The sequence below is a fragment of the bacterium genome (assembly GCA_026129405.1).
Classification (GTDB): Bacteria; Desulfobacterota; Binatia; order DP-6; family DP-6; genus JAHCID01.
Map to the genome: position 1 here is coordinate 1309123 of JAHCID010000001.1, position 13839 is coordinate 1322961.

The following is a 13839-nucleotide window of genomic DNA, read 5'->3' on the forward strand; positions in this document are numbered from 1 at the left end:
GTCGTCCTTTCCGCGGGAGACGCTAGGCGCGTGCGCCGGCGCGCAGGCTCTGGGCCTGGCCGAGGCCGAGCATCTGGCGCACCTCGTCCGGCTCGGTCGCGCGCGACACCGCGTCCTCGGGGGAGATCGCGTTCTTCTGCACTAGGGCGACGAGCGCCTGGCTCATCGTCTGCATTCCGAACTTCAGCTGGCCGACCTGCATCTGCGAGTAGATCTGATGGACCTTCTCCTCGCGGATGAGGTTGCGGATGGCGGGGTTCGGGATCATCACCTCGGCGGCGAGCATGCGGCCCTTGCCGTCGCGGCGCTGCACCAGCTGCTGTGAGATCACGCCCTGGAGCACCAGCGAGAGCTGCTGGCGCACCTGCGCCTGCTGGTGGGGCGGGAAGACGTCGATGATGCGGTTGATCGTCTGCACCGCCGAGTTGGTGTGCAGGGTCGAGAAGACGACGTGACCCGTCTCGGCGACCACCAGCGCCGACTCGATCGTCTCGAGGTCGCGCATTTCGCCGACCAGCACGACGTCGGGGTCCTGCCGCAGCACGTGCTTCAGCGCCGGCGCGAAGCCCGTCGTGTCGGCGAAGACCTCGCGCTGGTTCACGAGGCAGCTCTTGTGCTCGTGGACGAACTCGATCGGGTCCTCGATCGAGACGATGTGGTCGTGGCGCTCGCGGTTGATCTTGTCGATCATCGCGGCGAGCGTCGTCGACTTACCGGAGCCGGTCGGGCCCGTGACCAGGATCAGGCCGCGCGGGAGCTTCGTCAGCTCGGAGACCGCGGGCGGCAGGTTCAGCTGATGGAGCTGCGGAACCTCGTGCGGGATCGTGCGGAACGCCCCGCCGACCGCGCCCTTCTGGTAGTACATGTTGCCGCGGAAGCGGGCGACGCCGCGGATGCCGAAGGAGAAGTCGAGCTCGTTGGTCTCCTCGAACTTCTTCTTCTGGGCCTCGGTGAGGAGGCTGTAGCTGAGGTTCTTGGTGTCGGTGCCCGTGAGTGGCGGATGCGCCAGCGGCTGTAGATGGCCGTGCAGGCGGATCATCGGGGGCGCACTGGTGGTGATGTGGAGGTCGGACCCACCGCGCTCCACCATCTCGCGCAGGAACGCTTCGATCGTCGGCATCGCAGCGCAGAAAGCAGGCCGCGTGCCACGCGCAGGGGCGCGTGCCCGCGCGGTTTCGCCGCTGCCGGCCGTCATCGCAGCGTCGGCGCGCCATCGACGCCGCCACGGGCGGGACAAAACGGTGCAGGGACGTTGCACCCGCCGTACGGCGTCTGCGCCGGCGTGCAGCACGGCGTTGCGCGGCGTTCACGTGCGACGCCGCAACGCGCGCGCGGCCGTCAATCGGCCATGGTGACGCGCAGGACCTCTTCGACGGTCGTCGTGCCGGCCGCCGCGTGCTCGAGGCCGCTCTGCCGCAGGGTCTTGAGGCCGCCCTGGATCGCCGCGCGCTTCAGATCGAGCGCCGTCGCGCCGGAGAGGACCTGCTCGCGCAGGTCGTCCCACATCGGCATCACCTCGTAGAGCGCGATGCGGCCCTTGTAGCCGGTGCCGCCGCAGTTCGGGCAGCCGACGCCGTGCTGCGGGACGAACGGCTCACCCGACCAGCCGAGCTGCGTCAGCATCTCCGTCGGGACCGGCTCGTCCTCCTTGCACTGGGGGCAGATGACGCGGGCGAGACGCTGGGCGAGGATCAGGTTCACCGAGCTCGCGACCAGGAACGGCTCGACGCCCATGTTGAGGAGGCGGTTGATCGTCGAGGGCGCGTCGTTCGTGTGCAGCGTCGAGAGGACGAGATGGCCGGTGAGCGCGGCCTTGACGCCGATCTCGGCGGTCTCGAAGTCGCGGATCTCGCCGACCATGATGATGTCGGGGTCCTGGCGCAGGAACGAGCGCAGCGCGGCGGCGAAGTTGAGGCCGATCTCGTCGTGCATCTGCACCTGGTTGATGCCGACGAGGTTGAACTCGATCGGATCCTCCGCGGTGGAGATGTTGTTCGCGACCTTGTTGAGCTCGGCCAACGCCGAGTAGAGCGTGGTCGTCTTGCCGCTGCCGGTGGGGCCGGTCACGAGCACCATGCCGTACGGCTTGTAGATCGCCTCCTTGAACCACCTGAGCGCCTCTTCCTCGAAGCCCAGCTTGGTCATGTCGAGCTGGAGGTTCGACTTGTCGAGGAGGCGCAGCACGACCTTCTCGCCGAACATGGTCGGCAGCACGGAGACGCGGAAATCCATCTCCTTGTTGCCCTGCAGCTTCATCTTGATGCGGCCGTCCTGCGGCAGGCGGCGCTCGGCGATGTCGAGCTGGGCCATCACCTTGAGGCGCGAGGTGATGGCGTTCTTCAGGCGCAGCGGCGGCTGCATGATCTCGTAGAGGACGCCGTCGATGCGGAAGCGCACCCGCAGCATCTTCTCGTACGGCTCGATGTGGATGTCGCTGGCCCGCTTGCGGATCGCGTCGGTGAGGAAGGCGTTGACCAGCTTGACGACCGGCGCCTCTTCGGTGGCGCGCTCGAGCTCCTGGAGGTCGACGTCGTCGTCGGTCTTGACGACCTCGACGTTCTCGTTACCGAGGGCGCTCAGGACCTCTTCGAACTGCGTCTCGCCCGAGTAGTGGCGCTCGATCGCCGCCTGGATCGCGGCCGGCGCCGCGACCGCGACCTTGACGTCGTAGCCGGTGAGGAACTTGATCTCGTTGATCGCGATCAGGTTCGACGGATCGGCCATCGCGATGGTCAGCGTCGAGCGCACGAGGTTGGTCGGAATCAGGTGGTGCTTCTGGACCAGCGCCTGCGGGATGATCGACAGCACCTCGCGCGGGATCTCGAGCGAGAGCGGGTCGACGATCGGCAGGCGGTACTCGCGCTCGAGGTACGAGAGCAGCTTCTCCTCGGTGACGAACCCGAGCTTCACGAGGTGCGAGGCGAGCGCGCCGCCGTGCTCGCGCTGCGCGTCGAGCGCCTGTGCGAGCTGCTCGGCGGAGAGATCGCCGCGCTTCGTGAGCAGGTCGCCGAGCCGCGAGGTCATCGCCATGCGTGCGCTCCGACGCTGCGCGACGCGGCGACGCCCGGCAAGGCGAGCCCCGCACTACGCAGCGCCAACGCCATCGCCGCCACCGGCGCGGGACCGCCGGTCCAGCCGGCGAAGGCGAGCGCACCCTGGTGGAGGAGCATGCCGGCGCCGTCCTGCGTGCGGCGTCCGGCCTTCGCGGCGGCACGCAGCCAGCGCGACGGCCGCGGGCCGTAGACGAGATCGACGAACACGCACGACCGCGGGGTGAGGGCGTGACGGACGGCGACGGTCTCGCCCGTGAGGCCCCCGGGGGTCGTGTTCACCACCAGGGCAGCATCGCCGAGGATCGCGCGAGTCTCCAGCCCGCCCAGTCCCACGGCGGCGATGGTCGCGTCGCCGAGCGCCGCGAGCCGCTCGGCCAGCGCGGCGCCGCGCGACGGCGTGCGGTTGGCGATGGTGAGACGGGCGCAGCCGGCGTCGACGAGCGCCGCACCGACGGCGCGTGCGCTGCCGCCGGCGCCGATCACGACGACCCGGGAGCCGCGCAGTCGCAGCCCGCGGGGCAGGGCGCGCACGAAGCCGCGGCCGTCGGTGTTGTCGCCGGCGATACGGCCACGGCGCAGCGTCAAGGTGTTGACCGCGCCGGCGCGCCGCGCGGCGGCGGTGAGGGCGTCGCACAGCGGCAGCACGGTCTCCTTGAGCGGCACCGTGAGGTTCAGCCCCGGGACGCCGAGCCGCCGGGCTTCGTCGAGGGCGTCGGGTAGCTGCTCCGGCGCGACGCGGAAGCGCAGGTAGCAGTGCGGCAGGCCGCGCGCGGCGAACGCCGCGTTGTGCATCGCCGGCGAGAGAGAATGGTCGACGGGGTCGCCGAGAACCCCGAATACCCGCGCCTGCACGTCGGACCCCATGCCTTCCTCGTGGGGCCGGCACGCATGGAGACGCCGTGCCGACCGCCCTGTTGGTGTCGGCCGGTGGTCGGCCGATCTTTAGCGCGGGATGGCCGCCTGCGCCGCCGCGAGGCGCGCGATCGGCACCCGGAACGGCGAGCAGGAGACGTAGTCGAGGCCAATCTCCTGACACAGCCGGATCGAGGCCGGATCGCCGCCGTGCTCGCCGCAGATGCCGAGCTTGATCGCCTTCTGCGTCTTGCGGCCGCGCTCGACCGCGATGCGCATGAGCGCGCCGACGCCGTCGGCGTCGAGCGACTGGAACGGATCGCGCGGGTAGATCTCGAGGTCGTTCACGTAGGGCGTGAGGAACCGCCCCGCGTCGTCGCGCGATACGCCGAGCGTGGTCTGCGTGAGGTCGTTGGTGCCGAACGAGAAGAACTGCGCCGTTTCGGCGATCGCGCCGGCGGCGATCGCGCCGCGCGGAACCTCGATCATGGTGCCGACGAGGTAGGGCAGCTTCACACCGGCGGCCTTGATCACCGCGTCGGCGACGCGGCGGACGACGGCCGCCTGGAGCACGAGCTCCTTCGGGTGGCCGACGAGCGGGATCATGACCTCGGGCGCGACCGCGACGCCGCTCTTCTTCACGTTCACCGCCGCCTCGAAGATCGCCCGCGCCTGCATCTCGGTGATCTCGGGGTAGACGATGCCGAGCCGGCAGCCGCGGAAGCCGAGCATCGGGTTGAACTCGTGCAGCGCCTCGACGCGCGTGCGCACCTTCTCGAACGGGATGCCGAGCGCCGCCGCCAGCTCCTTCTGCTCCTCCTCGCTGTGCGGCAGGAACTCGTGCAGCGGCGGGTCGATGGTGCGGATGGTGACCGGCTTGCCGGCGAGGGCGCGGAAGATGCCTTCGAAGTCGGCCCGCTGCAGCGGCAGCAGCTTGTCCAGCGCGGCGCGGCGCTCCGAGGTGGTCTCGGCGAGGATCATCTCGCGCATCGGCAGGATCTTCTCCTCGCCGAAGAACATGTGCTCGGTACGGCAGAGGCCGACGCCCTCGGCGCCGAAGGCGACCGCCTGCTCGCACTGGTCGGGCTGGTCCGCGTTGGCGCGGATGCCGAGCGTGCGCACCTGATCGGCCCACTTCATGAGCTGCGCGTAGAGCTGGTAGGTCGGCGCCTGCTTCGGGTCGAGGGTGCGGTCGATCACCACCTGGACGACCTCGCTCGGGCGGGTCGGGATGTCGCCGGCGAACACCTGGCCGGTGAAGCCGTCGATCGAGATGGCGTCGCCCTCGCGCAGCACGTCGTCGCGCCCGGCGATGCGCAGCGTGCCGGCCTCGTAGTCGATCTGCAGCGCGTCGCAGCCGACGACGCAGACCTTGCCCATCTGCCGCGCGACCAGCGCGGCATGGCTCGTCATGCCGCCGCGCGCGGTGAGGATGCCCTCGGACGCGGCCATGCCGCGGATGTCCTCGGGCGAGGTCTCGTTGCGCACCAGCACGACGCGCTTGCCCGCCGCGGTGAGGCGCTCGGCGTCCTCGGCGTGGAAGGCGACGACGCCGCTCGCCGCCCCCGGCCCGGCGTTGAGGCCCTTCGCGAGCAGCGTGCCGCCGCGCTCGGCTTGCGTCTTCGCGTCGGCGTCGAAGACGGGGCGCAGCAGCTCGTTCAGCCGCTCGGGGTCGACGCGCGCGATCGCCTCGGCCGGCTTGATGAGCCGCTCCTTCACCATGTCGACGGCGATGCGTACCGCCGCGGTCGCGGTGCGCTTCCCGACCCGGCACTGCAGCATGTAGAGCGTGCCCTGCTGGATCGTGAACTCGATGTCCATGACGTCGCGGTAGTGCTTCTCGAGCGTCTTGCGGACCTTCTCGAGCTGGCCGTACATCTTCGGGTTCTCGGCCTTCATCTGCGCGATGGGCAGCGGCGTGCGGATGCCGGCGACGACGTCCTCGCCCTGCGCGTCCCAGAGGAACTCGCCGTAGAAGGCGTTCTCGCCCGTCGACGGATCGCGCGTGAAGGCGACGCCGGTGCCCGAGCCCTCGCCCATGTTGCCGAACACCATCGACTGCACGTTGACGGCGGTGCCCCAGCTCTCGGGGATGGCGTTCAGGCGACGGTAGATCACCGCGCGCTCGTTGTTCCACGAGCCGAAGACCGCGCCGATGGCGCCCCAGAGCTGCTCCTCGGGGTCCTCCGGGAAGTCGACGCCCTTGCGCATCTTGATGAGCGCCTTGAACTCGAAGACCAGCTCGCGCAGCGCGTCGGCGTCGAGGTCGGTGTCGAGCGTCACGCCGCGCTGGCGCTTCTTCTCGTGCAGCGCGACCTCGAAGGGATCCTCCTCGGTTTTCGTGCGCGGCTTCAGGTCGAGGACGACGTCGCCGTACATCTGCACGAAGCGGCGGTACGAGTCGTAGGCGAAGCGGGCGTTGCCGGTCTCGGCGATCAGCCCCTGCACGGTCGTGTCGTTGAGGCCGAGGTTCAGGATGGTGTCCATCATGCCCGGCATCGAGGCGCGTGCGCCGGAGCGCACGGAGACCAGGAGCGGCTGGCGCGGGTCGCCGAACCTCTTGCCGGTGGCGCGCTCGACCTTGGCGAGCGCCTCGCGCACCTGCGCGCGCAGCACGCCGGGATACGAGCGGCCGTGGGCGTAGTACCAGGTGCAGACGTCGGTCGAGATCGTGAAGCCGGGCGGCACGGGCAGCCCCATCTTCGCCATCTCGGCCAGGTTGGCGCCCTTGCCGCCGAGCAGGTCCTTCATCTCGGCCCGGCCGTCGGCCCGGCCGCCGCCGAAGGCATAGACGTAGCGGCGTCCGGCACCCTTAGCGGCCGCCGTGCGGGTTTTGCCGTGCGCCCTTCCGGGAGCGCCTTTGCCGGCGCGCTTGGCGGTGCCCTTCGGCTTCGTACGGGCGCGGGTCTGCGGTCGTGCCATCGGCGTCCTCCCTGCGGAAGGACGGTTGCTACCGGAGGAAGTAGCGGTAATCAACGCACATCGGCGCGCCGGACGTCAGCGCACGAGGCCGCCCAGGAACGCGCGCGAGCGCAGCGGACCGTGCGTCACGGAGCCCACCAGCTGCTCGGCGACGGCGTGCATCTCGGATGCCCACGACGGCGCCCCCGGCCGGGTGTCGGACAGCGCCGCGGCGCGCTGGCTCGCACCCGCGAGCGGTCCGTCGGCGAGCAGGGCCAGCGCCAGCGCCACCGCGCCCCGCACCGGCCGCACGGGATGATCCTCGGGCACGCAGCCGCGGCAGAGGAGACCCGCATGGTGCGCGTCGAGATAGAGCATGCCGCCGTCCTGGGCCGGGGCGTTGCAGTCCCGGCAGCGGTCGATGGCCGGCGCCCAGCCGCTGGCCGCGAGGAGGTGCATCTCGAAGGCGCGCAGGAGCGGCGGCGGCGGCGTGCCGGCGTCGAGCAGCGCGAGCGCCTCGCCGACGAGGCCGTACACCTCCGCCCCCGGCTCGCGGCCCATCACCATGCGGTCGGTCAGCTCGAGGACGTAGGTTCCCGCCGCCCAGCGGTCGAGGTCCTCGGTGAACCCCCGCAGGGGGGCGATCAGCTCGCAGCGCAGCAGGAACGCCAGGTCGGACGCGGGGCGCAGGCGGAAGACGACCCGCACGTTGACGAACGGCTCCAGCGTCCCCCCGAAGCGCTTGCGCGAGTTCTTCGCCCCTTTCGCGATCCCGGTGAGCTTGCCGTGGTCGCGGGTGATGAAGGTGACGATGCGGTCCGACTCGCCGTAGGAGCGAGTCCGCAGCACGTACGCGGGCGTGGCGATCTCGAGGACGCTGATTCCCGCCGGCTACCACCCGATCTTTGCGACCGCAACCTTGACAAACAGGGTTCTGGTGCCTAGCTGCCCCGACGCCCGCCGGCCGCCGTGCGCCCGGGCACCCATGCCATGACGGATCACGACGATCGCAAGGACCCCCACGAGACCGCCGGAGCCGAAGCCGGCGCCCCCCCCGATCGGATCGCCGCGCTCGAAGCCGATCTGGCGGCCGCCCGCGAGGAGGCCCGTGCCGCCAACGACCGCTGGGTGCGCGAGCGGGCCGACCTCGAGAACGTGAAGAGACGCGCCCAGCGCGAGCGCGGCGATGCCGTGCGCTACGGCAACGAGGCGCTGGTGAAGGATCTGCTCCCCGTCGTCGACAACCTCGAGCGTGCACTCAAGGCGACGGGCGCGGCCGCCCAGGGCGCCCTCGTGGAGGGGGTCGGGATGGTCGTGAAGTCGCTCCTCGACGTGCTGGAGCGCCACGGTGTGACCCGCATCGCGTCCCACGGTGCGGCGTTCGACCCGGCCCATCACGAGGCCGTCGCCCACGTCGAGAGCGCGGAGCATCCGCCCAACGCCGTGATCGAGGAGCACCAGCCCGGCTACCGGCTCCACGAGCGCCTGCTGCGACCCGCGCTGGTGACCGTCGCAAAGGGCAATCCCAACCTTGCCAACCCCCAGGGTGGTGATTAAAGCGCCCGACGAGGAGAACCGTACATGCCCAAGGTGATTGGAATCGATCTCGGGACCACGAACTCGTGCGTCTCGGTGCTCGAGGGGGGCGACCCCATCGTGATCACGAACGCCGAAGGGGCGCGCATCACCCCGTCGGTGGTCGCGTTCACCGAAGGGGGGGAGCGGCTCGTCGGGCAGATCGCCCGACGCCAGGCCATCACCAACCCCGAGAACACGATCTTCGCGATCAAGCGGCTCATCGGCCGCCGCTACGACGATGCAGAGGTCCAGAAGGCCGCCAAGGTCCTGCCCTACAAGATCGTGAAGGGCGACAACGGCGACGCCTGGGTCGAGATCCGCGGCAAGAAGCAGAGCCCGGCGGAGATCTCGGCCATCATCCTACAGAAGATGAAGCAGACCGCCGAGGATCATCTCGGCGAGAAGGTCACGCAGGCGGTCATCACCGTCCCCGCGTACTTCAACGACAGCCAGCGCCAGGCCACGAAGGACGCCGGCAGGATCGCCGGCCTCGAGGTGCTGCGCATCATCAACGAGCCCACCGCGGCGTCGCTCGCCTACGGTCTCGACAAGAAGAAGGACGAGAAGATCGCCGTCTTCGACCTGGGCGGCGGCACGTTCGACGTCTCGATCCTCGAGATCGGCGACGGCGTCTTCGAGGTGAAGGCGACCAACGGCGACACGTTCCTCGGCGGCGAGGATTTCGACCAGCGCGTGATCGACTACCTGGCCGACGAGTTCAAGAAGGACCAGGGCATCGACCTGCGCAGCGACCGGATGGCGCTCCAGCGTCTCAAGGAGGCGGCGGAGAAGGCCAAGATCGAGCTGTCGTCAGCGAGCGAGACGGACATCAACCTGCCGTTCATCACCGCCGACCAGACCGGTCCGAAGCACCTCAACATGAAGCTCAGCCGCTCGAAGCTCGAGGCGCTCTGCGGCGACCTGCTCGATCGGCTCGACGCGCCCTGCATCACGGCGCTGAAGGACGCGGGCCTCTCGACCAAGGACATCGACGAGGTCGTCCTGGTCGGCGGCATGACCCGCATGCCCGCCGTACAGGCGCGGGTGAAGAAGCTCTTCGGCAAGGAGCCGCACCGGGGCGTCAACCCCGACGAGGTCGTCGCCATGGGCGCGGCCATCCAGGGCGCCGTGCTGAAGGGCGAGGTGAAGGACGTCCTCCTGCTCGACGTCACGCCGCTCTCGCTCGGCATCGAGACGCTGGGCGGCGTCTTCACGAAGCTCATCGACAAGAACACCACGGTCCCCACCCGCAAGAGCCAGGTGTTCTCGACCGCGGCCGACAACCAGTCCGCGGTGACGATCCGCGTCTTCCAGGGCGAGCGCGAGATGGCTGCCGACAACAAGCTGCTCGGCCAGTTCGATCTCGTCGGCATTCCGCCTGCGCCGCGCGGCGTGCCCCAGGTCGAGGTCACGTTCGACATCGACGCCAACGGCATCGTCCACGTCGGCGCCAAGGACCTCGGCACCGGCAAGGAGCAGTCGATCCAGATCACCGCGTCGAGCGGCCTCTCCAAGGACGAGGTCGAGCGCATGGTGAAGGAGGCCGAGTCGCACGCCGCCGACGACAAGAAGCGGCGCGAGGTCGTCGAGGCGCGCAACCAGCTCGACGGGCTCGTCTACCAGACCGAGAAGACGCTGGGTGAGCACGGTGCCGGCCTCGACGCCGAGAGCCGGGCCACGGTCGAAACGGCGCTCGCCGAGGCGAAGAAGGCGATGGAGTCGCAGGACCCCGAGCCGATCCGCAAGGCCGCCGACGAGCTCTCCCGCGCGTCGCACAAGCTCGCCGAGGCGATGTACGCCAAGGCGTCGAAGGACGGCGGTGACGGCGCCGACGGCGGCACCGCCAACGGCGCGGCCGGCGGCGAGAAGCCGAAGGACGACGTCGTCGAAGCGGAGTTCGAAGAAGTGAAGGAGTAGGTGCGCGGCCCGGTGAGACGGCCGTGCGACCGATGACCGGCGGGGGCCCCCATTCGCGGAGACGCGGGTGGGGGCCTTCCGTGTATTCGGGGTGGACGTGAAGCGCGACTATTACGAGGTGCTCGGGGTCTCCCGAGGCGTGGGCGACGACGAGCTGAAGAAGGCCTTCCGCAAGCTCGCGTTGCAGTACCACCCCGACCGCAACCCGGGTGACCGCGAAGCGGAGGAGCGCTTCAAGGAGCTCAACGAGGCCTACCAGGTGCTCTGCGACGCCGAGCGCCGGGCCGCGTACGACCGCTTCGGGCACGCGGCGTTCGAGCAGGGCGGCGGCTTCGACTTCGGGGCCGGGTTCGCCGCCGGCTTCGACGACATGCTGAACGACCTGTTCGGCGACTTCTTCGGCACCGGCGGTCGCCGCGGCGGGCGCACGCGTGCGCGCCGCGGCCAGGACATGCAGTACCGTCTCGACCTCACCTTCGAGGAGGCCGCGCGCGGCGCCGAGAAGCAGATCGAGATCCCGCGCATGTCGCCGTGCGCCACCTGCGGCGGACAGGGGGCGAAGCCGGGGACGAAGGCGAAGACCTGCGGCCAGTGCCGCGGCTCCGGCCAGATCCGCTTCCAGCAGGGCTTCTTCTCGATCGCGAAGACCTGCGGCGCGTGCAACGGCCAGGGCCAGGTGATCGCGAATCCGTGCCCCGACTGCAGCGGCGGCGGCGTGCAGCGCACGCAGCACACGCTCAGCGTGAAGGTGCCGGCCGGCGTCGACACCGGCTCGCGTCTCAAGCTGCGCGGCGAGGGCGAGGCCGGGGCGGGCGGCGGTCCGGCGGGCGACCTCTACATCCTCTGTCAGGTCGCGGAGCATCCGATCTTCCAGCGCGACGGCAACGACGTCGTCTGCGACGTGCCGGTGAGCTTCGCACAGGCGGCGCTCGGCACCGAGGTCGAGGTGCCGACGCTGAACGGCGCGCGCAAGGTGAAGGTGCCGGCGGGGACGCAGGGCGGGGCGGCCTTTCGCCTGCGCGGTCTCGGCGTGCCCGACCCGGCGTCGGGCTACGACGTCGGCGACCAGGTGGTGCGCATCATCGTCGAGACCCCGCGCAAGCTCTCGCCGAAGCAGCGCGAGCTGCTCGAGGAGTTCGCGAAGATATCCGGCGAAGAGGTGCACCCGCTCTCGAAGAGCTTCTTCGAGAAGGTGAAGTCGCTCCTCGGCTGAGACGGCCGATGCCGCGCCGCCTCCGCGACCTCGGCGAGCACGGCTTCCTCGGCCGCCTGCTGCCGCGCCTGCACGCGGCGGGCGGCCGCGTCCTCGTCGGACCCGGCGACGACGCCGCGGCTCTCCGTTCCGGCCGCCGCCCGCTCCTCTGGACCATCGACGCCCTCGCCGAGGGCACACACTTCCGACTCGGCTGGGAGACGCCCGCCGCGCTCGGGCGGCGCGCCTTCCGCGTCAACGCCAGCGACCTCGCCGCCATGGGCGGCACCCCGGTGGCGGCGCTGGTCGCGATCGAGGCGCCGCCGTCGCTGCCGGCGTCGGTGCTGGGCGGCGTCATGCGCGGGCTCGTCGCCGACGCGCGGCGCGCCGGCGCGGCCGTCGTCGGCAGCAACCTCGCCGCCAGGCCGGCGGCTCGTCGTCACGGTGGCGCTCCTCGGCGGGCCCCGGGCCGGGTCGTCACGCAGGCCGCGGCGCGCCCGGCGACCTGCTCCTCGTCACCGGCACGCTCGGCGGCGCCGGGCTCGCCGTGCGCGCTGCTGCGCCGACGCCGCGTGCGCCGGCCGGCCGTGCCGTCGCGGCTCGCGGCCGGCCGTGCGCTCGCCCGCGTCGCGCACGCCGCCGTCGACGTCAGCGACGGGCCTGCTCCAGGACGCGGGCCACGTGGCCCGCGCGAGCAACGTCGCGATCGAGCTCGACGCGGCGGCGTTGCCGGTCGCGCCGGCGTGCCGCCGCGCGCTCGACGCGGCGGCGCCGGCGTTCGTCGCGTCGGCCAGGCGAGGACTACAGGCTCCTCGCGGCGGTGCCGCCCGGCCGCCTGCCGGCGCTGCGCGACCTCGGCTGCCGGCTCACGGCCGTCGGCCGCGTGCACGCGGGGCGTCCCGCCGTGCGGCTGGTCGACGCGCAGGGCCGGCCCGTGCGGCTCCGCCGGGGCGGCTTCGACCACTTCCGCTGACGGCGCCCGACGACGGCTTGCCCGTACGGAGCCCCGGGGCTAACGGTGGCCTTCGCCCATGGACCGCCAGCAACTCGTCGCGCTGCTCGAGGCGGTCGCCCGCGGCACGTGTCCCGTCGACGAGGCCCTCGCCCGCCTGCGCACGATGCCCTTCGAGGACCTCGGGTTCGCGCGTGTCGATCATCACCGCGGGCTGCGGACCGGCGTGCCCGAGGTGATCTTCGGCGAGGGCAAGACGCCGGAGCAGGTGATCGCCATCGCCGAGCGGCTCGCGACCACCGAGGCGAACGTGCTCGTGACCCGGCTCGCCGCCGAGGCGGGCGCGGCGCTCGTCGCGGCGGTGCCCGGCTTCACCTATGCACCGCTGCCGCGCGTCGCGGTGCGGCGCGCGCGGCCGCACCTGCCGGGCGCCACCGGCACGGTGCTGGTCGTCGCTGCGGGCACGGCCGATCTGCCGGTCGCCGAGGAGGCGGCGCTGTGCGCCGAGACCATGGGTCTCACGGTCGAGCGCCTGTGGGACGTCGGCGTCTCCGGCCTGCACCGGCTGCTCGCGGAGCGCGAGCGGCTGTGGGCGGCGTCGGTGCTGATCGTGGTCGCGGGCATGGAGGGCGCGCTGCCGAGCGTCGTCGGCGGGCTCGTGCAGCGGCCGGTGATCGCCGTGCCGACGAGCGTCGGCTACGGCGCCAGCTACAAGGGACTCGCCGCGCTGCTCGGCATGCTCTCGAGCTGCGCCGCCGGTCTCACGGTCGTCAACATCGACAACGGGTTCGGAGCGGCCGCCGCCGCGGCGCGCATCATGCTGCCGCACCCCGACGAGGAGAGCACCTGATGCGACGCTGGTATGCGCTGTCGGCGATCGGTCGCGATCGTCCCGGCATCGTGGCCGATCTGGCCGAGCTGATCTACGACTGCGACTGCAACCTCGAGGACTCGCGCATGACGATCCTCGGCTCGGAGTTCGCGGTCCTCCTGCTGCTGTCGGGGCAGGGCGAGGAGGTGGAGCGACGCCTCTCGTCGGGCTGCAAGCGCCTCGAGTGGGAGAAGCGCCTGACGGTGTTCTTCCGCCCGCTCGACGAGGTGCCCGACACCACGCCGCCGCGCGGCACGCCGCTCGAGTGCGTGGTCACCGGTGTCGACAAGGCAGGCATCGTGGCGCGCGTCGCGCGCATCGTCGCCGACCAGGGGGCGAACATCCTCGATCTGCAGTCCGAGCTGCGGCCGGAGCCCGAGACGGGCACGCCGATGTACACGATGCGGCTGCGCCTCGTGGTGCCGCCGGATCGGGATCCGCGCTCGCTGCGCGAGGCGCTCGAGAAGGTGGCGGCCGAGCTGCGCGTCGACCTGAGCGTCTGAGCGGCGGGCTCGGCCGCTCA

General features: G+C 71.3%; 11 protein-coding genes. 6 read left to right on the forward strand and 5 right to left on the reverse strand.

Annotated elements, in window-relative coordinates; all coding sequences use genetic code 11:
* Positions 1-22: 22 nt before the first annotated feature.
* The 5 genes from KIT14_05995 to recO form a co-directional block, all read right to left on the reverse strand.
* On the reverse strand, positions 23-1120 hold the full coding sequence (locus tag KIT14_05995) for a type IV pilus twitching motility protein PilT (protein ID MCW5890087.1): 1098 nt from the start codon (positions 1118-1120) through the stop codon (positions 23-25).
* Between the two features lie 218 nt (positions 1121-1338).
* The gene (pilB, locus tag KIT14_06000; GenBank protein ID MCW5890088.1) at positions 1339-3024 is read right to left on the reverse strand and encodes a type IV-A pilus assembly ATPase PilB; all 1686 of its coding nucleotides are present in this window, start codon (positions 3022-3024) and stop codon (positions 1339-1341) included.
* The gene (gene aroE, locus KIT14_06005) at positions 3021-3917 is read right to left on the reverse strand and encodes a shikimate dehydrogenase (GenBank protein ID MCW5890089.1); all 897 of its coding nucleotides are present in this window, start codon (positions 3915-3917) and stop codon (positions 3021-3023) included. Before aroE ends, pilB begins: the two co-directional genes overlap by 4 nt.
* A gap of 78 nt (positions 3918-3995) precedes the next feature.
* Complete coding sequence (gene ppdK, locus KIT14_06010) at positions 3996-6827, reverse strand: pyruvate, phosphate dikinase (protein ID MCW5890090.1); 2832 nt, start codon at positions 6825-6827, stop codon at positions 3996-3998.
* Between the two features lie 75 nt (positions 6828-6902).
* Complete coding sequence (gene recO, locus KIT14_06015; protein MCW5890091.1) at positions 6903-7655, reverse strand: DNA repair protein RecO; 753 nt, start codon at positions 7653-7655, stop codon at positions 6903-6905.
* Positions 7656-7796: 141 nt separating this feature from the next.
* Between recO and grpE the strand changes: the two genes are divergently transcribed.
* The 6 genes from grpE (at position 7797) to KIT14_06045 (ending at position 13819) form a co-directional block, all read left to right on the forward strand.
* Positions 7797-8363, forward strand: coding sequence for a nucleotide exchange factor GrpE (gene grpE, locus KIT14_06020; protein MCW5890092.1), 567 nt, complete (start codon positions 7797-7799; stop codon positions 8361-8363).
* Between the two features lie 24 nt (positions 8364-8387).
* Complete coding sequence (gene dnaK / locus KIT14_06025) at positions 8388-10301, forward strand: molecular chaperone DnaK (GenBank protein MCW5890093.1); 1914 nt, start codon at positions 8388-8390, stop codon at positions 10299-10301.
* A 91-nt stretch (positions 10302-10392) separates the two neighbouring features.
* Positions 10393-11514: a molecular chaperone DnaJ gene (gene dnaJ / locus KIT14_06030; protein ID MCW5890094.1), complete on the forward strand. Its 1122-nt coding sequence runs from the start codon at positions 10393-10395 to the stop codon at positions 11512-11514.
* Between the two features lie 8 nt (positions 11515-11522).
* On the forward strand, positions 11523-12509 hold the full coding sequence (locus tag KIT14_06035; GenBank protein ID MCW5890095.1) for a hypothetical protein: 987 nt from the start codon (positions 11523-11525) through the stop codon (positions 12507-12509).
* Between the two features lie 15 nt (positions 12510-12524).
* Positions 12525-13295, forward strand: a complete 771-nt coding sequence (gene larB, locus KIT14_06040; protein MCW5890096.1) for a nickel pincer cofactor biosynthesis protein LarB — start codon at positions 12525-12527, stop codon at positions 13293-13295.
* Positions 13295-13819 carry a hypothetical protein gene (locus KIT14_06045; GenBank protein ID MCW5890097.1) on the forward strand — a complete coding sequence of 175 codons (525 nt, stop codon included), beginning with the start codon at positions 13295-13297 and terminating at the stop codon, positions 13817-13819. The genes larB and KIT14_06045 overlap by 1 nt, the downstream gene beginning before the upstream one ends.
* Positions 13820-13839: the final 20 nt, after the last annotated feature.

Coding starts and splice junctions, on each gene's coding strand:
- larB (MCW5890096.1), top strand. CDS start 12,525: ATGGACCGCCAGCAACTCGTCGCGCTGCTCGAGGCGGTCGCCCGCGGC.
- ppdK (MCW5890090.1), bottom strand. CDS start 6,827: ATGGCACGACCGCAGACCCGCGCCCGTACGAAGCCGAAGGGCACCGCC.
- KIT14_06045 (MCW5890097.1), top strand. CDS start 13,295: ATGCGACGCTGGTATGCGCTGTCGGCGATCGGTCGCGATCGTCCCGGC.
- KIT14_05995 (MCW5890087.1), bottom strand. CDS start 1,120: ATGCCGACGATCGAAGCGTTCCTGCGCGAGATGGTGGAGCGCGGTGGG.
- pilB (MCW5890088.1), bottom strand. CDS start 3,024: ATGACCTCGCGGCTCGGCGACCTGCTCACGAAGCGCGGCGATCTCTCC.
- aroE (MCW5890089.1), bottom strand. CDS start 3,917: ATGGGGTCCGACGTGCAGGCGCGGGTATTCGGGGTTCTCGGCGACCCC.
- KIT14_06035 (MCW5890095.1), top strand. CDS start 11,523: ATGCCGCGCCGCCTCCGCGACCTCGGCGAGCACGGCTTCCTCGGCCGC.
- grpE (MCW5890092.1), top strand. CDS start 7,797: ATGACGGATCACGACGATCGCAAGGACCCCCACGAGACCGCCGGAGCC.
- dnaK (MCW5890093.1), top strand. CDS start 8,388: ATGCCCAAGGTGATTGGAATCGATCTCGGGACCACGAACTCGTGCGTC.